Below are 20,791 nucleotides of genomic sequence, written 5' to 3'. Positions count from 1 at the left end.
CCGCCTGCGTGCTCCCCCGGGGAGTACGCCGGCGGCGCCTCGTCGCGTTGCCGCGGTACGCCCCGGCCGTCGGCCGGCATCAACTCGTCGACCACGCCCGGATCGTCGGATCCGGTGGTGGCCGGCGCGTCCGGCGGGGTCCCGGCGACCGGCCCGGCGGAGCCGTCGCTCTCCCCGGGGGCGGGCCGGGCGGTGGGTGCCCAGGCGAAACCGAGGGCGCTGCCGACCAGGCCGAGCAGCAGGCCGAGGAAGAAGCCGCCGAGGTTGAGCCCCATCAGCGAGTAGATCGTGGTGACCGCCGCGACGATCGAGTAGAACAGCCGCTGAGCCGGGCTGAACCAGAGCAGCAGTCCGCAGGTCAGCAGGATGGCCGGGATCAGCAGCGAGTACAGCCCGGTGGATCCGCTGTGGAAGCTCAGGCCGTTGAGCGTCATCCGGGTGGAGGCGAACATCTCCACTCCGGCCAACGCGGTGAACAGGCCGCCCCAGAACGGCCGGGTCCGTCGCCAGCTGCGGAAGCTCCGCCAGGCCCGGCCGGCACCAGCGGCGCGGACGTGTTGCGGATCGGCGGTTGTCACGTACTCCTCCTGGCGGAGCGGGGGGACGAGGGGACGGGGACAGGCCCGCGGCGGCGACCGCGGGCCCGCGGTTCAGCTCAGAAGCACTCCTTGCCCGTGGCGTCCTTCCCGACGTTGACCTTCAGCCGCAGGCCCACCAGGTTGAAGGTGGAGGCGGTGGTGTAGCGGGAGACCTGTTCCAGGTTGGTGATGGTGACCTTGTCGGAGTTCTGGCCGAACGAGCCGGTCCGGGCCGTCGGGTTCAGGTCGCTCGCGTCCCGACCGATCTTGATGTTGTCGAAGGTCGCGTTTCCGTCCAGGCTGTCCATCGCGATCAGCAGGTCCTTGGCCTTGGCCGGGTCCTTGCCGTCACCGGCGTTGATGGTCAGCACCACCGGCATCCCGGGCAGGTCGGCGCGGACCGACTGGCAGAGCTTGTAGAGGTCGGCGCTGCTGATCTCGGCGAGCGCGATCGGGTGCACGCTGCCGTCCTTCTCCCGGACGATGCCGCCGTACTGCTTGAAGCCGTCACCCTCCAGCCGTGCCGCACCGATCTTGAAGGTCTGGCCGGAGACGGTGATGTCGGACGCGATCGCGCCGCTCTGCATGCCGAACAGGATGGCGCCGACCGCGGCCGTCGCGGGCACCATCATCGCGGCGAAGCGCCGCCACCGGGTGCGTCCCGGGTTGTCGATCCGATCCTGCACGGATTCCTCCTCGCTGGGGCTGGTGCTCTTCGGGGTGGGCCGGTCGACTGGTGGGGCCCCGGGCCGGGCCGTCACACCTGTTACCGGCGGGTAACGAACGTGCGAATGATGGTGCACCCACTGAGGCGGGGATCACAAGCCTCTACCTACGGTCGGGTAACTTCCGATCTACGTGCCGAAGCGACGATTTCACGCTCCGCAGAGGGCGTCGCCGACCGGCCCCCGGGAGCAAGCGTCCAAAGGTGGATTTTCCGGGCGCGCGGCCGTGACGCTGAGCAATGAAGACATCGACACGTTACGATTATGTAACGAACGCGCAGCGTGACCACAGAGGCGCGGAGGGCGGGTCGACACGTGTCGACCCGCCCTCCGCCCGCTCTGCTCACCTCAGCGCTTGCCGGCCCCGTCCTCGGTGGCCGGGCGCTGTGCCGGCACCGCCGGCTCCTCCTCCGCGCGCCAGTTCGTCGACGCCGGCGGGATCTCGTCGCTCAGCGGACCGCCCTGGCGGTCGACCTCGAACTGCTCGTCGGTCGCCGCGTCGGCGCCCCGGACCGGCTCCTCGACGCGGGTCGGAACGTCCGCCCGGTGCCGCGCCTCGCCGACCGCGGCGGCCGCTGCGCCACGACCCACCAGCACGCCACCGATCAGCAGCACCAGGCCCAGCACGGCCAGCCCGACCGGGACGTAGACGCTCAGCAGTCGGAGGCTGTCCCGGCTGTCCTTGGCCCGGTCCGCCGACGCGGTGATGGTCGCCTCGTTGTACGCGAAGTCCGCGTCCAGCAGCGTGGTCGGCGCGCCCACGTTCGGGGTCAGCACCTTCTTCTGCACCTCGCGCACCTTGATGAACGACCCGGTCACCGGGTCCACCCAGACCGTCCGCTGGTTGCTGTAGACGACCTTGCCGTCGGTCGCGCCCGGCGCGAACGTGGCCAGCAGCGGGGTGAGCCGGCCCGAGTCGAGGTTCAGCGGCTCGTCCGTGATCACCTGCTCGAACCGGTAGGTCTCGATGCCCTTGATGTTCTCCGTACCGGCGAACTTCGCGTCCCGGACGCGCCGCAGGTCGCGGTCGAAGATCCGGTAGTCCTTCTTCTCCGTGTGGAACGGGAACTTGTAGATCTGGCCGGCGAACTTGATCCCCTTGTCCTGCTGGCCGGTGTCGTCGAGCCACTGGCCGTTCCACTCCAGCGCCGCGCCGGAGACCCGGTCCAGGGCCAGCTGGGCGCCGTACGCGCTGACCAGCTGCTTGTTGTCGACCCGTTCCACGGTCTGGCCGACCCGCCACACCACGGCCTTGCCGTCGAGGTCTCCGGTCAGGTTCGCCGTCTCCTTGGGGAGCTGGGTGACCAGGACGGTGGACCTGAGGTCACCGTCGTTGATCTTGATGGACCCGTCGTTGATCTGGAGGAACTTCGCGTTGCTGGCCTCCGCCACGGAGGTCGAGGAATCCAGATCGTAGGGGAGCTTGGCCAGCGCAGGGGTCACGACGAACACCAACCCGGCGGCCAGCGCCAGGAGCAGTACGCCAACCCCGAACAGCACGGCACCGAGGGCGCGGTGCTTCATTTTTCCTCCCTGGAGGAGCTCAATTTCGTCGATATCGATCAGTGAGATGGCCGCGAGGTTACTACCTGGTCACATCGCGACGCGACCCCCGGTCAGCCCTACTTTTCCCGCCGCAGCCGGTGATTCGCCGGTACCGACGGCCGCCTGCCCGAGCCCGTCCGGCTCCCCGCCGGTACGCCGGAGCACGAGCAGGAAGTTCCACGAGCCGATCTCGCGCGCTCCGGGGACCCGCACGATCCAGCGGCCCCACCAGGGGTGATAGCGGGGCAGGGCGTCGAGGACCTCGACGTCCGCGTTGCCCCGGGTCCAGCGCAGCGCGTCGGAGATGGAGACGGGGAAGAGGGTCTCCCGGAAGCGGTTCTTCGGCGGACGCCCCATCCGCCGCTCGTAGCGCCGCCGGGCCCGGTCCCCGCCCAGGTAGTGCCAGGGCGCGGTCTCGTGCCCGCCCCAGGGGGACAACCACGGGGTGAACGAGACGAAGAGGATGCCGCCCGGCCGGGTCACCCGCGCCATCTCGTCCAGCATCCGGTGCGGCTCGGAGACGTGTTCCAGCACGTTGGACGAGAAGCAGACGTCGACGCTGCCGGTGCGCACCGGCAGCGCGGTGCCGCTGCCGCGCAGCATGCCGGCGGCGGACCCGGCCGCGGAGAAGTCGCCGACGTCCGGGTCGAGACCGACATAGTGCGCGCCGCCCGCGCGGAACGCCTGCGCGAAGTAGCCCGGGCCACCGCCCACGTCGAGCACTGTCCGCCCGGTCAGCCGGGTGTAGCCGGAGACCTGTCGTACCGAGTCGTCGGCCAGCAGACCGTAGAAGCGGTCGGGATCGGTCTGCTCGACCAGGAACGCCCGGAACAGGGTCACCGAACGACCCAGGGTGGCGAACCGGCGGCGGGCCGCCCGTCCCTGCTCAGCCGTCATCGCACTACCGTCCCGTCCTCGTCCTCACCGGCGACCGGCGGGTCGCCGATCCCCGGGGCGGTCACCCGCGCCGGCGCAGCATCTCCGACCGGCCCGCCGGCGTCATCCAGGGGCGGGCCGGCGTCCTGGGTCGACGGCGCGCCGGGGACCGGCACCACCGCCGCCACCACCGCGCCGATCGCCACCAGCATCGCCGCCTGCACCCACGTGCCGTACGCCCACTCCTGGCCCTGGCCCCGCAGCCGGCCCGCCACCGCGGTGACCGTGGCCAGGGTCAGGCCGCCGAAGACCACCACCGGCAGCGCGCGACGGGCAAGCTGGCGCAGCAGCATCGCGGCGAGCACGATCGCCACCGGCAGCACCCCGCCCAGCGCGGCGAGCAGCACCACCAGCAACGTGCCGATCAGCCAGGGTGCGCCCTCGGCCGGTACCTGGCTCCCGTCCGCGGCCCTCCGGCGCACCGGCCAGGCGGCCAGCAGCAGCACGACGAGCACGCTCAGCGCGCCGGCGGCCAGCCCGCCACGGTAGGCGCGGTCCGGGGCGAACCTCAGGCGCACCTCGCCGCCGGCACCCGCCGGCAGCACCCACGCCTGCTGCCACCCGTCGACCCGGGTGGTCGGCAGGGTCCGTCCGTCCATCGTGGCCGTCCAACCGGCGTTCGCGTTCTCCGGTACGACGAGCAGCGCGCCCTCCCCGGCGCCCACCCTCAGCCGGCGGTCGGCCGGTGCCCAGTCCAACACCGAGACGTCCCGGTGCCGGGGTGTGGCGGCCGCGGCCCCGGCCGGGCGCAGCGTGACGTCCTGCGCCAGGAAGCCGCGCGACGGGGAGGTGGCCAGGCGGTGCCCGCCGGCCGGCAGGTCCACCACCGCGCCCGCCTCCCCGCACAGGGTCACCGCCATCGGCGTGCCGGCGACGGCGTCGCGCAGGGTGCCGGTGACCGCCGTTTCGTACCGGAAGCCGTCGAGTTCGACGGCGGGGCCGGCACCGCACGGCGCGGCGATCCGGGTGTGCGCGGGCAGCGGCCGCAGCAGGCCGTGCAGGCCCGGGACCTCGACCTCGGCGATGCCGACGGTCGCGGTCCAGCCGTTGCTGCGCCGGTCCGCCACCCGGTCGACGACCTCCCGCACGCTGATCTCGAGTCGGTCGGTGTGCACTGCGGCCAGGCGGACCAGACCGTCGGCGCCGACCGGCACCAGCTGGACCCGGCCGCCCGCGCGCACCTCGACCCGCTCGGGCCGGGAGCCCACGGGCAGGTCGGCCGGGCGCAGCCGCAACTGGTCGATCCGGCGCTTCCCGTGCCAGCTCAAGGTGATCGTCGGACGCAGATCACCGGTGTCGGCGAGCCAGGCGGTGCCGGGATCGCCGTCGACGGCCGCCCACGGCGCCACCGACGCGTCCCCGGCCAGGTACGACGAGGCGTCCGCGGTGACCCGCGCCCCGGCGAGGGCCAGCACACCCCCGGGGCGGGCCACGGCGGTGACCGTCAACCGGTACGGGCCCGGCGCCGCGCTGCGGAACAGCCGGTCCACGCCGAGCGGCTCCTCGCCGACCCGAGCCAGGAAGCGGTCGCACCGGATGACGGTGCCCGCCGTCCGGATCCCCGGGCCGGCCGTCGTGGAGCCGGAGCCCGTGGCCGGGTCGGCGTCGGCGGACGGGACGGCGTCGGAGCCGGGGGCGGCCGCCGGGAAGCACGCGGGCCGGCCGGCCGAACCCCGACTGAACGACCAGGAGACCGGGCCGGTGAGGGCGGGCAGGTCGGTGGGAACGCGCAGGGCCCGGTGGGGCGTCGTGCCCGGAACCCCGAGCTCCCGGATGCCCACCCCGCCGTCGAGCCGGCCGCCGGCCACCCCGAGCACGGTGACCCGGATCGTGCTGGTGACCCCCGGCAGGGTGTAGTACGTCTGGGCGCCCAGCCCGGCGGCGACGTCGTGGTCGACCGAACCCCGGTCGGTGCTGATCCGGAACCGGGTGACCGGCCAACCGACCCCGAGGTCGTCGACGAAGGACAGCGAGACCTGCTCCACCTGACGTGGGGTGTCCAGGTCCAACTGGAGCCACTGCCCCACCGGCCCGGTGAGCGGCGCGGAGTGCCAGGAGGTGCCGGCGTCGCCGTCCACGGCGGCGAACGGCAGGTGCGACGGGTCGGCGGCGGCCAGGTTGTCCACGAAGCTGGCCGCCGTGGAGGCGGTCACGTCGCGGATCCCCTGATACGTCGCGACCGTCTGGTGTTTCTGGCCGGAGAACGGCAGCAGGTCGAGGGCGACCCGCCCCTGCCGTCCCGCCTCGGTCGCGGTCAGCGTCTGGCTGAGGTTGTCCCGGACCCGGCCGATGTCCCGTTCCCGCCGGCGCAGCCCGTCGGTGACGATCCACCGCCCGTCGGCCGCCTCGGACCTGGTGTCGGGCCGGTCGCCGGCGAGCACCACCGGCTGGTCCTGGCGGACCATGCCCTGTTCGAGCAGGGGCAGCAGCGACTCGGGGCCGCCGCTGATCGTGGGCACGTCGGCGGTGAGCACCGCGGAAGCCGCCGGCACGGATCGCTGGACCTCGTACACCTCGATGGCCGGCAACGGGCCGTCGCCGTCGTCCACCGGGCTGCCGGGCGTCCGGCCGACCGCGCCGGTCGTGCCGAAGGTGGCCACCCGCGCGATCCCGGGCGACCCGTTCAGCGCCCGGCGCAGCACCGCCACCGGCGGGGCGTCCACCTGGGTCCGGTCGATGTCGTTGCGGAGCAGCAGATGGCGGAAGCCCGAGCGGGCCAGGAAGTCGGCCAGCCCGGCCGAGCCCCGCCCGCCGGACAGCACCGTCTCGACGGTGTCCATCATCCGGGTGTTGCCGGCCGAGCCGAGCGGGATCTGGTGCCGCACCGCCCAGGGCGCTCCGGCCAACGACTGCAACGGTTCGTCGACCGTCCGTCCCCAGTCGTACTGGCCGAAGCCGGAGCCGGGCACCACCAGGGTGCGGGCCAGGGCGTCCCGGTCGGCCAGCCAGGTGGCGGCGGCCCGCCAGTGCGGCGGCAGGTCCGACCAGCCGGGCCCGGGGCGCAGCAGCCCCGTCCAGGCGGGCGCGGCCGCGCCGACCACCAGCAGGAACACCGGTACGAACACCAGCGGGCGCAGCCGCAGCCCGGGACGGCGCCGGCGGGCGGCGGTGTGCAGCCGGGTGGCCCAGGCGTCCACGCCGTGGGCGAAGCCCAGCATCAGTGGCAGCCGCAGCACCGGCTCCAGCTTGTGCACGTTGCGGAACGGCGCCAGCGGGCCGTCCAGCAGGTCGCGGACCTGCTCGGAGAGCGGGCTGTCCAGGCTGCCGACGTAACCCATCGTGAGCAGGGTCAGCCCGGCCAGGAAGCCGAGCACCAGGAAGCGGCGCTCGGGCAGCAGGTTGCCGGCCAGCCCGGCCAGCCCGACCAGCGCCACCACCGCGGTGAGCGCCATCAGCACCGGGTGGTCGATCAGCAGCCAGCCCGCCGGCCACCACGGGTCGCCCTGGACGATGTACGCCACCCACTGGTTGGTGCCGCGTACCGCCTGGAAGAGCGAGGCGACGGCGGTGGTCGTGGTGGACGACTCGATGTAGTCCAGGAAGGGCAGGCTGTACTCGCCGAGCAGCAGCAGCGGCACGATCCACCAGAGGCAGACCCCGACCACGCACAGGCACCACCAGCAGACCAGCCGCAGGTGGGCGGCGTCCCACCGCCGGGTGAGCAGCCACACCCCGGGCAGCACCAGGGCGAGCAGCACCACGGCCGCGTTGATCCCGCCCATGCCGAGCACGGCCAGCGCGGAGAGCGCGGCGGCCCGGCGCGGCGAGCCGATCCGGTGCACCCGGACCAGGGGCAGCAGCACCCAGGGCAGCAGCGCGGCGGAGAGGACCTCCGAGGAGAGCGCGCCGATCTCGGTGAGCATCCGGGGCGCGAGCGCGTAGCCGAGCGCGGCCGCGTACCGGGTCGGTTCGGTGCCGATGCGCATCGTCCGGGCCAGCAGCAGCAGGCCGTAGAAGGCGGCGCAGAAGAGCAGCGCGCACCAGAGCCGCTGGGTGATCCACGGCGGTACGCCGAGCAGCTGCCCGACCGCGAAGAACGGCCCCATCGGGAAGAGGTAGCCGTACGCCTGGTTCTGCAGCTCGCCGGAGGTGGCCTCCGGGTTCCACAGGTGCAGCGCCCGGGCCAGGAAGTGCACCGGGTTCGCCGCCAGGTCGAGCTTGGTGTCGAAGGTGACCTGGCCGGGCCGCTGGGCGAACGAGACGGCGGTGAGCAGCAGCAGGCAGAGCGCGGTGGCCGGGGCCTCGCGGACCGGCCGGAGCACCCGCGCCACGCCACGCGACGGCACCGTGGTCACCGCCGGCACTCCGGCGGCAGGCAGCTCAGCGCGGCCAGCGCGGAGAAGAAGATCTGCCGCATACCCTTCGGCTGGTCGGTGCGGAACACCTGACCGCCGGTCACCTTCGCGATCGCGTTCAGCTCCTCGGGGTCGACGTCCGGACCGAGGCCGACGAAGAGGATCGGCAGCGGCCGGCGCGGGTCCTGGAGGGCCTTGAGCTCGGCGAGGAACTTCGTCCGTCCGATGCTCTCGGCGTCCTCGTTCCGGCCGTCGGTCATCACCAGCACCAGGTTGATCCGGCCCGGGGTCCAGTGCCGCCGGGCGTCCCGGTACGCGGCCAGCGTGGTGTCGTACAGGCCGGTGCCGCCGTTCGGCTTTACCTTCACCTCGCCCAGCCGCCGGTCCAGCGCGGCCCGCTGGGCACGCAGCGGCCGGACCGGCAGGATCTCCCGGTAGTCCCGATCCCCGTCGACCTTGGTGGCGAAGACCCAGACGCCCAGCTCGCTGTTGTCCAGCAGCAGCCCGGCCCCCTCGCGGGCGGCGGCGAGGGTGGCGTCGAGCCGGGTGCCACCGCCGGGCACCCGGACGGCCATCGAACCGGAGATGTCCAGCACGGTGAGGATCCGGGCGCTGCGCTGCACGCCGCTCCACCCGGTCAGCATCTCGGTGACGGTCTCCTCGGCGGGCAGCGGCACCGGGTTGCGGTGGTCCGGGCTGAGCCGACGGTCGCGCGGCATCGCCGGCGGGTAACCGGCGGCGGTGCGGAAGCCGTACCCGGTCAGCACGTCCCGGGAGCCGGTGGTGAGCAGGTCGGTGAGGAAGCCGGCCGCCGCGTCGCGGACCGCGTCGGGAGTGCCGGGCAGCACCACGTACGGCAGGTCGAGATCGGGGACGGCGACCTCCGGGTACGCGGCGACCAGCTTGTCCGCGCCGGTCAGCGCGTTGTGTTCGAGCACCGCCTGCTCGGTGGTGGCGACCGCGTCCGAGCGGCCGGGCAGCCCGGCGTCCGGGGGCAGCGTGGTCGTGCTGTCGGCGGGGCTGAAGGTCCGACCGGCCAGCTTGCGCAGCGTCGCCGCCACCACGCCGCCCGGGTCGCGCTCCCCGGCGGCCAGCGCCCGGACGCCGAGCAGCGCCCCGACCCCGGCCGGATCGACGGCCGGATCGGGCAGCCCCACCTTCGCCGCGTCCGCCTTCGGGCCGACGAGCGGCCGCCAGGCCAGCGGCCGGGCCGGCCAGCCCGACCGGCGGGCCACCGGCTCGGTCACCGCCAGCACGACCGGAGTCCTCGCCACCGAGGTGCCCTGCCCGGGCACCTCGAACGCCCCGGTGGAGCGGGCCCGGCGCAGCCAGAACGTGGACTCCGGCAGCCAGGCGTCCGCCACGTCGGCGCCGTTGGCCAGCTCGGCGGCGACCTCGTCGGACTCCCGCGCCTGCACCACCAGCGCCACGCACGGCTGCCGGCCGACGGTGGCGCGGGCGATCCGGTCCACCGCCGGGGCGACCACCGGGGCGGCGGCCACCCGCAGGCGTACCCGCTGGAGGCACTCCGGCGTGCTGCGCTCGTCGCGCAGCCAGACGAATCCGCCCCAGCCGATCAGCAGCAGCGCGAGGGCCGCGCTGAGCAGCACCACCGGGGAACGACGGGCGAGGATCCGCGCCGGGACGTCGGGCACCACGACCGGCCACCTCCTCGCCATCTCGCCGAGCCGGCAGGCGCCGGCCGCAGGTCACGGGTATCGCGGAACGGCCTGACCGGTTTCGCCACCGGCGGCGCACGGTTCCGCGCTGACACACCCTGCCAAGCTTTTGGGTCCCCGGCAAACCCCCGGTCGACGAGCTGTTATCCGATCGTCGCTGCCGACAAGACCCATTGCGTACGCGGGCCCCGCCGCCCTAGGGTGGCGCGATCGTGCCGCTTACTGATCGGTAGGAGCAGCGTGGACAGGTCCGGCAGCACCACCGCTCGCCACGTGCTGTTCCTCAACTGGCGCGACACGAGCAACCCCGAGGGCGGTGGCTCCGAGGTCTACATCGAGCGGATCGCCGCCGAACTGGTCGCCGCCGGTCACCGGGTGACCCTGCTCTGCGCCGCCCACGGGCGGGGCGCGGCGGAGGAGACCAACGCCGACGGCACGCGGGTGCTGCGCCGCGGCTCCCGGCACACCGTCTACGCCCGCGCCGCGCTCACCTACCTCGCCGGCCGGTTCGGCCTGGGCCCGCTGGCCCGGCGTCGCCTCGGCCGGCCCGACCTGGTCGTCGACGTGTGCAACGGGGTGCCCTTCTTCGCGCCGCTCTACGCCCGCCGGCCGGTGCTCGCCCTGGTGCACCACGTGCACCGGGAGCAGTGGCCGGTGGTCTTCGGCCCGGTCATGTGCCGGCTCGGCTGGTGGATCGAGTCCCGGCTGGCGGTCCGGCTCTACCGACGCTGCCGCTACGTCACGGTCTCCGAGGCGAGCCGGGCCGAGCTGGCCGAGCTGGGCGTGGACCGCGAGCGGATCGACGTGGTGCCCAACGGCACCCCGCCGGTGACCGGCGCCCCACTGCCCCGGACGACCCACCCGTCGGTGCTGGTGCTGGGTCGGCTGGTTCCGCACAAGCGGGTGGAGATCGCCCTGCGTACGGTGGCCGAGCTGAGCGGGGAGCTGCCGGACCTGGAGCTGGTGGTGGCCGGGCAGGGCTGGTGGGAGCAGCCGCTGCGGGAGCTCAGCGACTCGCTCGGCATCGCCGACCGGGTACGGTTCACCGGCTTCATCAGCGAGGAGGAGAAGCACGAACTGCTCTCCTCCTGCTGGCTGGCCCTCACCCCGTCGCTCAAGGAGGGCTGGGGGCTGACCATCGTCGAGGCCGCCGCCCGGAGCACCCCGACGATCGCGTTCCGCTACGCGGGCGGCGTCGCCGAGGCGATGGTCGACACCCAGACCGGGCTGCTGGTGGACGACGAGCGGGAGTTCACCGAGCGGGTCCGGGAACTGCTCGCCGACGACGTGCGGCGCAAGGCGATGGGCGAGGCGGCGCTGGCGCACGCGGGCCGGTTCACCTGGGCGACGACCGGTGCGCGCTTCGCGCAGCTGGTCGCCGGGCTCACCGCCGCTCGGTAGGCGGACACGCGACCGGGGCGCCCGCATCGGCGGACGCCCCGGTCGGCGCTGGTCAGCGGGTGCCGTACAGGGTGGTATCGGAGCTCTGCTCACTCACCTTGCTGGTGTTGGCGACCTCGTTGGCGGACGGGCTGAGCGCATTCGCCAGGCCGACGCTGCCGAGCAGGCCGAGCACGACCCCGAGTACCCCGACGGCGACGAACGCGGGCAGGTTCCTCATCCACCTTCTCCTTCCGCGGGACTCGCGTGCCGGGACGGTACCACGCGTCGCAACCCCCGCGCAGCGGCCGAAAAACCGATGGTCAACACCACCGTTCCGGCCAACAGGTGGACCAGTCCGACCCGGCCGGGACCGTTCGTCGCCGCCGGAGCCGTCCAGTCCGGGTTCTCGTAGAGGGCCAACTCCGGTCCGGCGTGCGCCAGACGCAGTCCGACCAGCGACGATGCCGGCACCGGCGGGCCGAACGCCCGCTGCACCAGCACCCAGCGCACTCCCGTCCCGGGCAGCGGCCGGCCGGCGGTGAGCAAGGCCCGGACCCGGGCGGCCCGGGGATCCTCCCCGCCGACGGCGAGGTCGCCGACGCGCAGGGTGTCGTCGATCAGCACCGGCGTCGACAGGTACCGGGGCGCCGGGTCGATCACCACCTGCCCGCGGTTCCAGGCGTACCGCTGGTACTCCTGGAACGGCAGGGAGATCACCTCGCCCGGACGGTCGGCCACCTGCCGCGCCACCACCGCCCAGTCGGCGGGGTAGTCGACGGGCCGCAACCGGCCGATCGCCCCGAAGGCCAGGTCGGGCAGGACGGCCACCGGCAGCAGCGCGGCGCCGACCAGCAACACCCGCCCGGTGGTCGCGTCGAACCGGGTGGCGAGCCGGTCGGCCAGCCGTTCCGCGCCGAGCGCCCCGGCCACCGCGAGGGCCAGCGCGTACGGCACCAGCAGCTTCTGCCCGTCGCGGATCAGCCCGGCGCCGGGGACCGTGTCGACCAGCCAGCCGAGCAGGGCGGCTCCACCGGGGAGCACGCCGAGCGCCGCGACCAGCCACGACCCGGCCGCCAGCAGGCCCAGCCGGCCGGCCGAGCGGGCCGGCCACCGCCGGCGCAGCAGCGGCACGCCGTACCCGGCGAGGAGCAGCAGCAGCGCGGTGGCCAGCGGCACCACCCCGGCCTGCCGGGACACCGGGACGGTCAGCCCGTTCCAGATCCCGCCGGTGCCGGCGAGCGCGACCAGCGGCCCGGCCCAGTTCTCGGCGCGGGCGGCGAAGGCGGCCACCCCGGCCGGATCGGAACGGCCACCGGTGGCGCTGCCCGCCCCGGCGACCAGCCAGGGCGCGTTGAGCAGGACCGTCGCCGCGAGCGCGGTGCCCGCCCGACGACCGGCGCCCGGGTACCGGCCGGGCAGCAGCACCGCCACCGCCGCCAGGGCGAGCACCCCGCCGGTCGGGGTGATCGCGGCGACGGCGGCCGCGAGCAGCAGCCGGGGCAGCGCTCCGGGCCGGCCCGCCCGCACGTCGAGCGCCGCCGCCACCAGCCAGGGCAGCATCGCGTACGCCAACAGCAGGCCCCACTGCCCGATCAGCAGCCGCTCGGCGAGGTACGGCGTCCAGGCGTACCCGAGCGCGGCCACCACCCGCACGGCGGTCCGGTCGGTCGGCACCAACCGGGCGGCGCCGAGCGCGGCCAGCCAGAGAATCGCCACCAGCACCAGCCGTTGCAGCAGCCAGCCCGGCACCAGTTGGGTGGCGAGCGCGACCACGGCGTCCTGCGGGACGGCCCGGGGCAGCGCCGAGGCCGGGGCGATCACGTCCCAGCTCAACGCCTGACGAGGCACGAAGACCATGTCGTAGCGGAGCACGTACCCGGGTAGCGCCAGCGGCGCGAGCACCACCGCCGTCACGGCGGCGGCCACGCCGTGCGGCACCAGCCGTTCGCGCATCCGTCGACCTCACCCCGCCCGCCGGGCGCGACCCGCGCCACCCTGGTCCGGCGGCCACTGTACGCGGCGCCGGCCGGGCCCAGGTGTCCCCTGAACCACCCGTTGACCTGATGGGACGCCCGGTGACCGGTGTGGCAGTCTTCCCGCCATGGCATTGACCGGACCCGAGGCGACGACGCCACGCGACGAGGGCGGATGGATCGGCAGCTGGGTCCGCGCCGACCCGGTCCGCGCGGTCGGCGTCGCGATGATCCTGTTCAGCCTCGCCTGGCGGGCGCAGCTCGCCTCCCGCGGCTTCCTCGCCGCCGACGACTGGGTGCTCGTCGCCCAGTCCGCCGGGTCGGACCTCACGCCGGGCTTCCTGTTCACCCTCTACAACAACCACTTCATGCCCGCGGCGCGGCTGCTCACCTGGTTGGTCACCCACGCGCTCGGGTACGCGTACTGGCCCTACCTGCTGCTGATGATCGTCGGGCAGGCCCTGATCGCGGTGACCTTCCACCGGCTGCTGCGGGCGCTGCTGCGGCCGGGCTGGCTGCTGCTGGTCCCGCTCGGCATGTTCCTGTTCAGCCCGCTGACCATGGAGGCGACCTCCTGGTGGGCGGTCGGGGCCAACATGCTGGCGATGCAGTTGGCCATGGTGCTCGCCCTGGGCGCCCAGTTGAAGTACGTCCGCACCGGGCGCCTGCGGCACCTGGTCTCCCTGGCGCTGTCCGTCCTGCTCGGCCTGCTCTTCTTCGAGAAGACGCTGCTGGTCGTACCGCTGGTCTTCCTCTTCACCGCGTGCCTGTTCGCCGGCGGCGGCCCGATACGCGCGGCGGTGACCACGCTGCGCCGCTGGTGGGCATCGTGGGCCGTGCTCGCCGCCATCTCGCTCGGCTTCCTCGCCGCCTACCTGTCCCGGTCCGTGTCCTCGCTGCGCCAGCCGAACTCCATCTTCGAGGTGCTCTCGTTCCTCGAACAGCTGCTCGGGTCGACCCTGGTGCCCGGGCTCTTCGGCGGGCCGTGGCGCTGGCTCGGCGCGGGCGACGGCGCGCCGGTGGCCGCGCCGCCGGAGCTGGGGCGCTGGCTGGCGTGGACGGCCCTGGTCGCCCTGATCGTGGTCACCCTGCGGCTGCGCCGGATCGCCGCGCGGGCCTGGGTGCTGCTGGGGACGTACCTGCTGGTGGTGTCGGCGCTGCTGGCCGCGACCCGGCTCGGCTCGGTCTTCAGCGACGTGGCCGGCGCGGTGCCCCGCTACGTCAGCGACGTGGCCGTGGTGGCCGCGCTCTGCGTCGGCGTCGCCCTGCTCGGGCTGGCCGCGCCGGCCGCGGCCCCGGCGACCGGGGCGGTACCGCCGACCCCACGGCGGAAGGCGGACGACGAGCCGGCCACGCCGGACGACCCGGCACGGGAGCCGGTCGCCGGGGCCCGGCAGAAGGTCACGCCCGAGGAGGCCGTGGTCGAGGTGCCCCGGGCGGCGGTGCCGGCCGCACCGCGCCGGGGCGTCATCCACGCCGATATGGATCATGACGAGGCGCCCCCCGGTCCCATCGCCACCGCGATCCCGGCCGCCGCCGGTCCGCCGCCGTCCACCCCGGCGGTCCGGCCCGGAGACACCCAGCGGGCCGTCGCGAACGTCGGTCCCCGGGCCGACGCGTCGGACCTGGACCGGATGCCGGACGTGCTGGCCCGCAACCGTGAGCCGGTGGCGGCGGCGCTCGCCGCCGTGCTGGTCGCGGCCGGGCTCGGCACCGCCTGGACCACCGCCCGGTACAGCGACGAGTGGGCGACCAGCACCAGTCGCACCTATCTGGAGACGGCCCGCGCCGAGCTCGCCGGCGCCCCGCCCGGCACCGTCTTCTTCGACCGGAAGGTCCCGGACGACGTGGTGCTCAACCTGTCCGCGCCGTACAACCAGCAGTCCCGGTTCTTCCGGGCCCTCCCCGACCCGCCGGTCTTCGTCACCGAGGCGGAGAACCCGTCGGTCTTCGACGACTCCGGCCGGATCGCGGCCCTCGGTGTGGACGGGCCATCGGTCCGGCCCGGGCCGGAGGAGGGCTGCGGCTACAAGCTGACCGACCGGCAGATCGTACGGATGCCGCTCAACGGGAGCCGGATCGACTGGGCCTGGGTGGTCCGGGTCGGCTACCTCGCCTCGGCCGACGCGACTGCCACCCTGCGCCTCGGCGACGGCGTTCGGGAGTTCCGCGTCCAGCGCGGCCTGCACCAGGTCTTCTTCGAGATCACCGGCGGCGGGGACGCAGTAGACCTCGTCCTGCACGGGCCCGGCGTGACGCTCTGCACGAACGAGGTCACCGTCGGCACTCTCACCGCCCGCCAGTGACGGCGGACGACCGCACCACCGTCGACGACGCAACGGCGGCGCACGACAGGCCGGCGCTGGGCGACAGGCCGGCCCTGAACGACGGCCGGACGGTCCACGACGGGGCGGCCGGGCGGCCCGGGACCGCGCGGGCCGGCGGCGGCAAGGCGGGCACCACCCGGTTGGGTGCGGCCGGCGCGGCGGTCACCGTGGCCACCACTCTGACCAACGCACTGGCCTACCTGGTGCCGGTGCTCGGCGCCCGGCAGCTGGTCCCGGCCGACCTCGGCGCGCTGGCCACGGTGCTCGCCCTCGGCGCCATCGCGGCCGTGCCGGGCTTCGGGTTGCAGATCGCCGTGGCGGTCCACCGGGCCCGGCGCGGTCCCACCGCCACCGGCCGGTTGGCGCTGCTCACCGCCGCCGTCGCCGCGGCAGTCACGGTCGCGGCGGCGCCGCTGCTGACCGTGCTGCTGCGGCTGCCGCTGGCGCTGACCCTGCTGCTCGCGGCGACCACCTTCGCCACCGTGCTGGCCGGCCGGTGGCTCGGCGAACTCCAGGGTGACCAGCGGTTCCTCCGGCTCTCCGCAGCGATGACGGTGCTCGCCGCCGGCCGGTACGGCGGCCTGGTCGTCGGGCTGGCGCTGGGCGGGGACGCGGTCACCGCGCTGGCGCTCACCGCGGTCACCGGTCTCCTCGCGCTGCCGCTGCTGGCCCGCCTGGCCGCCGGCGGCCGGCCGGCGCCCGTCGCCACGCCCGGGCAGCGCGAGCTGCGACCCGGGGACGTGATGACCGCGTGCGCGGCCACGCTGGCGATGCTCACCATCTCGTACGCCGACCTGATCCTGGCCCGCCAACTGCTGCCGGCGGCCGGCTCCGGGGCGTACGCGGTCGGTGCGGTGCTGACCAAGGGCGCGCTCTGGGCGCCGCAGGTGGTGACGCTGCTGGTGCTGCCCCGGCTGGCCCGGGGCGACCGGCGAGCCCGGGCGCTGGGCCTGGCGGTCATCCTCGCCTGCGGGTCGGTGCTGGTGGCCGCCGCGGCGTTCGGCGGGGAGCTGGCGTTCCGGCTGGCCGGCGGCGTCGACTACCTGCACCTGGCCGGCGAGGCCCCGCTCTTCGCCGCCACCGGGGCGCTGTACGCGGTCGTCTTCATGCTGGTCAACGACCGGGTGGCCAGCGGCGCCCGGTTCCCCGCGGCACCGCTCTGGGCGGCCACCGTGGGGCTGGCCGGGGCGGCCCTGCTGGTGGCCCCGCGTACGGTCGAGGGGGTCCTCGGCTGTGCGCTGACCACCGCCGCGCTGACCGCCGCCGTGATGACCTGGCTGGCCCTCCGACCCCGGCGCTGACCGCGCGGGTCCCGGTGCTCAGTCGCCGGCGGCCAGCCAGCCGCCGAGCAGGTGGCGGTCGATCGAGTCCACCCGGCCCAGCCGCCGCCCCCGCGCCACCCGGTCCCGCAGCTCGTCCCGGGTGAACCAGCGCGCCTCCAGCAGCTCCTCGCCGTCCACCCGCACCTCGGTCGAGGCGGCGGTGGCCCGGAAGCCCACCATCAGCCCGGCCGGGAAGGGCCACGCCTGCGAGCCCTGGTACGCCAGGTCGACCACGGTCACCCCGGCCTCCTCGGCCATCTCCCGGCGGACCGCGTCCTCGAGGCTCTCGCCCACCTCGACGAAGCCGGCCAGCGTCGACCACGAGTCCTCCGCCGCGCCCCGGTGCCGGGCCAGCAGGCAACGGTCCGGCTCACCGGGCGCTTCGACCAGCACGATGATCGCCGGCTCGATCCGGGGAAACAGGAGTTTGCCGCAGCCGGATCCGGAGCAGGAGCGGGTGTGGCCGCCGTTCCCGGCGACCGTGTGCGCCCCGCAGGCGCCGCAGTACCGCTGCCCCCGGTGCCAGTGCAGCAGTCCCCGGGCGTACGCCTGGATCGCCGCCTCGGCCGGTCCCAGCCCGCCCACGAGGGCCCGGACGTCCACCGCCTCGGTCGCCCCGGCCAGCTCCCGCGCCTCCCGTTCGGCGCGGGCGGACAGGTCCACGGCGAAGACCGCCGCGCCGGCGTCCAGGCCGAGGAAGACCGTCTCGTCGGCGGCGGCGAGCAGCTCGGCGGCCTCCCCGACGCCGCGCCGGACCGGTGTCCGACCCGGCCCCACCAGGCAGCGGTCCTGCCAGAGCGGCAGCACCACGCTTGCCCGGTCGGCCAACCTGCGGGCGATCCAGTCCGGGTCCGCCCGCAGCTCCCCCGCCCGATCCAGCCACCCACCGCCGTACTCCATGATCCGATCGTCGGTCCGCACCCGGACACCGTCCCACGGCCCGCCGGGCGGGTGGGGACCGGTGGTGGGTGACCATCGCGACACCCTGCGCCGGCCGGCCGACACACGGCCATGGGAGATGCCCGGGTGGGACACTGCCGGCCGGGTCGAACGTTGGTTACCGTAGTTGTCTTCCGGGTGGGGGAAGCGCTCCCCACGTGGTACTTCCGATCGAGGTAGCTGTGACGCTGTACGGCGAAAAACCCCCACCCGCCGACGACCGGCCGACGGTGCAGGTCACCGCGGTGAGCTGGCCGGGCGACGAGCCGGGACCGGCGACTCCGTCCGCCGGCTCCCGCCCGCGGCGCGGGCGACTCCTGCTCGCCGGCGGGGTGACCGCGGCCGTGCTGGCCGCCGTGGCGGGCGCCGGCGCCTACGCGTACGCCGGGGACGTCCCCCGCGGCACCACCGTGCTGGGCGCCGAACTCGGCGGCCGCAGCCGGACGGACGCGGCCCGCGAGCTGCGGGCTGCGTTGGAGCGCCGCTCGGCGGAGCTGAGCGCCCCGGTCCGGGTCACGGTGGGGGAGAAGACCACCGAGATCAAACCGGCCGACGTCGGCCTGGCGGTGGACGTGGAGGCCACCGTGGCGGCGGCGGCCGAAGCCGACGCGCACCCGGTCAGCCGCCTCGTCGGGTCCCGCTCGATCGACCCGGTGGTGACCGTCGACGTCGACCGGCTCGACGCCGCGCTCCGGGGGGTGGTGGGGAGCCAGGGCCGGGAGATGACCATGCCGGCGATCATCTTCACCGGTACAACGCCGAAGCCGGTCTACCCGAAGCCGAGCCTGGCCCTCGACCCGCCACGCTCCGCGGAGGCGGTCAAGGCGGCCTGGCTCGGCGACCGCCCGGCCACCGTCCCGTTGGTGGAGAAGCACCCGGAGACCACCCGCGAGGAGGTGGACCGGCTGGTCGACGAGCTGGCGAAGCCGGCCGTCGCCGCCCCGGTCACCCTGACCACCGCGAAGGGCTCCCTCAGCATCCCGCCGAGCGCGATCGCCCGTAGCCTGCGCTTCTCCGCCGATGAGGCGGGGAAGCTGGCCCCGCGGGTGGACGTGAAGCGGCTGCGTACCGCAGTCGGGGAGCGGCTCGCGAAGGTCGAGGTGGCGCCGAAGGACGCCGGGCTGACCATCTCCGGCGGCAAGCCCAAGGTGGTGCCCGGTCGGGCCGGCCAGCAGCTGGACACCGAGGCGCTCAGCCGGGACCTGCTCGCCGTCCTGCCGAAGGCGGACGGGCGGACGGTCACCGCGCAGCTGAAGCCGGCCGAGCCGGAGCTGACCGAGGCGAAGCTGGCCGAGCTGCGCATCAAGGAGCGGGTCTCCACCTTCACCACCCGGTTCCCGGGCGGCCTCTCCTCGCCGCGCAGCCAGAACATCGTGCAGGCCGCCAATGACGTCGACGGCACGATCGTGAAGCCGGGCGAGACGTTCTCGCTCAACGGGCACACCGGCGAGCGCGGCTACGACCAGGGCTACCAGGACGCGCCGACGATCGTCGACGGCAAGCTCGTTCCCGGGGTCGGCGGCGGTGTCTCGCAGTTCACCACGACCCTGTTCAACGCGACGTACTACGCCGGGCTCGAGGACGTCGAGCACAAGCCACACTCGTTCTACTTCAGCCGGTACCCCGCGGTGATCGAGTCGACGATCTACTACCCCGCTCTGGACTTCAAGTTCCGCAACAACAGCCCGCACGGGGTCCTGATCGACACCTCGTACACCTCCAGCACGATCACCGTGTCGATCTGGAGCACGAAGATCTACGACAGCGTCAAGACGGAGTACGGCCCTCGCCGGAACATCACCCAGCCGAAGACGGTCCACCTGGAGGCCGGCCCCGACTGCATCGAAGCCGCGGGCAGTGTGGGGTTCGCCCAGGACGCCTACCGGGTCATCACGAAGGACGGCAAGGTGATCAAGCGGGAGAAGTTCAGCTGGACGTACCAGGCTGAGCCCCGCTTCATCTGCGGCCCGAAGCCCCCCGCCTGACGCCCGTCGAGGTCAGGCACGACGAAACCCCGCCGGCTCGATCGCCGGCGGGGCTTTCTTCGTGGTACGACCTCAGGGACGCGCCTCGGCGAGCCCCTGGCGTACGCCGTCCGCGTCGCGGTCGGCGCCGTAGACCGGGGTGTCGGGCTGCTGCCGCCAGCTCTCGTCCAGCGTGCCGCCGTCCACCGGGTCGAAGCCCAACTCCTCCACCAGCTCCATCACCACCTGCTTGGCCTGGGCGTCGTCGCCGGCCACCGGCAGGGCGATCCGGTCGGGCGAGCCCGCCGGCCGGCCGTTGTCCATCAGGTGCGGCGCCTGGATGGTGTTGAACGCCTTCACCACCCGGGCGCCCTTCAGGTGCTCCGCCGTCCAGCGGCTGGAGCTGAGACTCCGGTCGAGCAGTTCGGCGATGTCCCCGTCCCGTTCGGGGTAGTAGTTGTCGGCGTCGACGACCACCTTCCCGTCGAACAGCGCCGCCGGCAGGTCGGGCACGGCCTTCACCGGAACGGCGACGACGACCAGCTCCGCCCCCTGCACCGTCTCGTCGAGGGTGCCGGCCGCCGCGCCGGTCTCCGCGGCGAGTCCGGTGAGGCTCTGCGGACCCCGCGAGTTGGTCACGGTCACCTCGTGCCCCAGCGCGGTGAGCCGACGGGTGAGGGTGCCACCGATGTGACCCGAACCGACAATTCCGATCTTCATGACCACTCCTGCCTCCGCCAACGCCTGGCGGTCAGTTCCGGCCGAACCAACAGCAGGTACCCCGACCGGTCCACGCCGATCGCGGACGAGGCGTACGCCACGTCCCGTTTCCACCACGGGGGCGGGGGAGCCGTCGCGGGCGGTCCCGCACCGACGGTACGAGACGGGCCCGGCCCTTCGGGCGGATTCCCGGAAAGGCCGCCGGCCGCGGTCGCGCGGACTCAGGAAAAGGGCCGGAAACGCAGATGAGGTCACCCCGAAGGGTGACCTCATCTGGAAAGATTGTCCGGCGGTGTCCTACTCTCCCACACCCTCCCGAGTGCAGTACCATCGGCGCTGGAGGGCTTAGCTTCCGGGTTCGGAATGTTACCGGGCGTTTCCCCTCCGCCATGACCGCCGTAACTC

At 74.3% G+C, this 20,791-nt stretch carries 14 protein-coding genes and 1 rRNA gene; 4 read left to right on the top strand and 11 right to left on the bottom strand.

Features of this window, described 5'->3' with window-relative positions; translation table 11 throughout:
* The 6 genes from DKT69_RS27510 to DKT69_RS27485 form a co-directional block, all read right to left on the bottom strand.
* Nucleotides 1-578 (bottom strand): DUF6114 domain-containing protein (locus DKT69_RS27510; protein ID WP_236648391.1); only part of this gene is annotated, 578 nt, incomplete at its 3' end.
* A gap of 77 nt (nucleotides 579-655) precedes the next feature.
* Complete coding sequence (locus DKT69_RS27505) at nucleotides 656-1,264, bottom strand: DUF6230 family protein (RefSeq protein WP_109804392.1); 609 nt, start codon at nucleotides 1,262-1,264, stop codon at nucleotides 656-658.
* Between the two features lie 387 nt (nucleotides 1,265-1,651).
* Complete coding sequence (gene pgfA, locus DKT69_RS27500; RefSeq protein WP_109804391.1) at nucleotides 1,652-2,827, bottom strand: cell envelope lipid trafficking protein PgfA; 1,176 nt, start codon at nucleotides 2,825-2,827, stop codon at nucleotides 1,652-1,654.
* A 69-nt stretch (nucleotides 2,828-2,896) separates the two neighbouring features.
* Nucleotides 2,897-3,745, bottom strand: coding sequence for a class I SAM-dependent methyltransferase (locus DKT69_RS27495; RefSeq protein ID WP_109804390.1), 849 nt, complete (start codon nucleotides 3,743-3,745; stop codon nucleotides 2,897-2,899).
* A complete protein-coding gene (locus DKT69_RS27490; protein ID WP_236648390.1) occupies nucleotides 3,742-8,079 on the bottom strand; it encodes an alpha-(1->3)-arabinofuranosyltransferase in 4,338 nt (1,445 codons plus the stop codon). The genes DKT69_RS27495 and DKT69_RS27490 overlap by 4 nt, the downstream gene beginning before the upstream one ends.
* The gene (locus DKT69_RS27485; protein ID WP_161557965.1) at nucleotides 8,076-9,737 is read right to left on the bottom strand and encodes a substrate-binding and VWA domain-containing protein; all 1,662 of its coding nucleotides are present in this window, start codon (nucleotides 9,735-9,737) and stop codon (nucleotides 8,076-8,078) included. The genes DKT69_RS27490 and DKT69_RS27485 overlap by 4 nt, the downstream gene beginning before the upstream one ends.
* Nucleotides 9,738-9,998: 261 nt before the next feature.
* Between DKT69_RS27485 and DKT69_RS27480 the strand changes: the two genes are divergently transcribed.
* Nucleotides 9,999-11,159: a glycosyltransferase family 4 protein gene (locus DKT69_RS27480; protein ID WP_109804387.1), complete on the top strand. Its 1,161-nt coding sequence runs from the start codon at nucleotides 9,999-10,001 to the stop codon at nucleotides 11,157-11,159.
* 52 nt (nucleotides 11,160-11,211) lie between these two features.
* On the opposite strand, the gene DKT69_RS38555 is transcribed toward DKT69_RS27480, so the two are convergent.
* Complete coding sequence (locus DKT69_RS38555) at nucleotides 11,212-11,379, bottom strand: hypothetical protein (protein WP_161557964.1); 168 nt, start codon at nucleotides 11,377-11,379, stop codon at nucleotides 11,212-11,214.
* Complete coding sequence (locus tag DKT69_RS27475; protein WP_109804386.1) at nucleotides 11,376-13,094, bottom strand: MmpA family trehalose lipid delivery protein; 1,719 nt, start codon at nucleotides 13,092-13,094, stop codon at nucleotides 11,376-11,378. The genes DKT69_RS38555 and DKT69_RS27475 overlap by 4 nt, the downstream gene beginning before the upstream one ends.
* Before the next feature lie 148 nt (nucleotides 13,095-13,242).
* Between DKT69_RS27475 and DKT69_RS27470 the strand changes: the two genes are divergently transcribed.
* Nucleotides 13,243-15,420, top strand: coding sequence for a hypothetical protein (locus tag DKT69_RS27470; RefSeq protein ID WP_146231227.1), 2,178 nt, complete (start codon nucleotides 13,243-13,245; stop codon nucleotides 15,418-15,420).
* Entirely contained in the window at nucleotides 15,417-16,742 is a 1,326-nt protein-coding gene (locus DKT69_RS27465) for a polysaccharide biosynthesis protein (RefSeq protein ID WP_201749890.1), read from the top strand. Before DKT69_RS27470 ends, DKT69_RS27465 begins: the two co-directional genes overlap by 4 nt.
* Nucleotides 16,743-16,760: 18 nt before the next feature.
* Here DKT69_RS27465 and nudC read toward each other — a convergent pair whose 3' ends face one another.
* Nucleotides 16,761-17,684, bottom strand: a complete 924-nt coding sequence (nudC, locus tag DKT69_RS27460; RefSeq protein ID WP_236648389.1) for an NAD(+) diphosphatase — start codon at nucleotides 17,682-17,684, stop codon at nucleotides 16,761-16,763.
* Between the two features lie 200 nt (nucleotides 17,685-17,884).
* Between nudC and DKT69_RS27455 the strand changes: the two genes are divergently transcribed.
* Nucleotides 17,885-19,687, top strand: coding sequence for a VanW family protein (locus DKT69_RS27455; RefSeq protein ID WP_109804384.1), 1,803 nt, complete (start codon nucleotides 17,885-17,887; stop codon nucleotides 19,685-19,687).
* Nucleotides 19,688-19,759: 72 nt separating this feature from the next.
* On the opposite strand, the gene DKT69_RS27450 is transcribed toward DKT69_RS27455, so the two are convergent.
* Nucleotides 19,760-20,386 carry an NADPH-dependent F420 reductase gene (locus DKT69_RS27450; protein WP_109804383.1) on the bottom strand — a complete coding sequence of 209 codons (627 nt, stop codon included), beginning with the start codon at nucleotides 20,384-20,386 and terminating at the stop codon, nucleotides 19,760-19,762.
* A 284-nt stretch (nucleotides 20,387-20,670) separates the two neighbouring features.
* Nucleotides 20,671-20,787 (bottom strand): 5S ribosomal RNA (rrf, locus tag DKT69_RS27445).
* Nucleotides 20,788-20,791: the final 4 nt, after the last annotated feature.

This window comes from Micromonospora sicca (assembly GCF_003172935.1).
GTDB classification, from domain to species: domain Bacteria; phylum Actinomycetota; class Actinomycetes; order Mycobacteriales; family Micromonosporaceae; genus Micromonospora; species Micromonospora sicca.
This window is presented reverse-complemented; position numbering and strand designations above follow the sequence as displayed.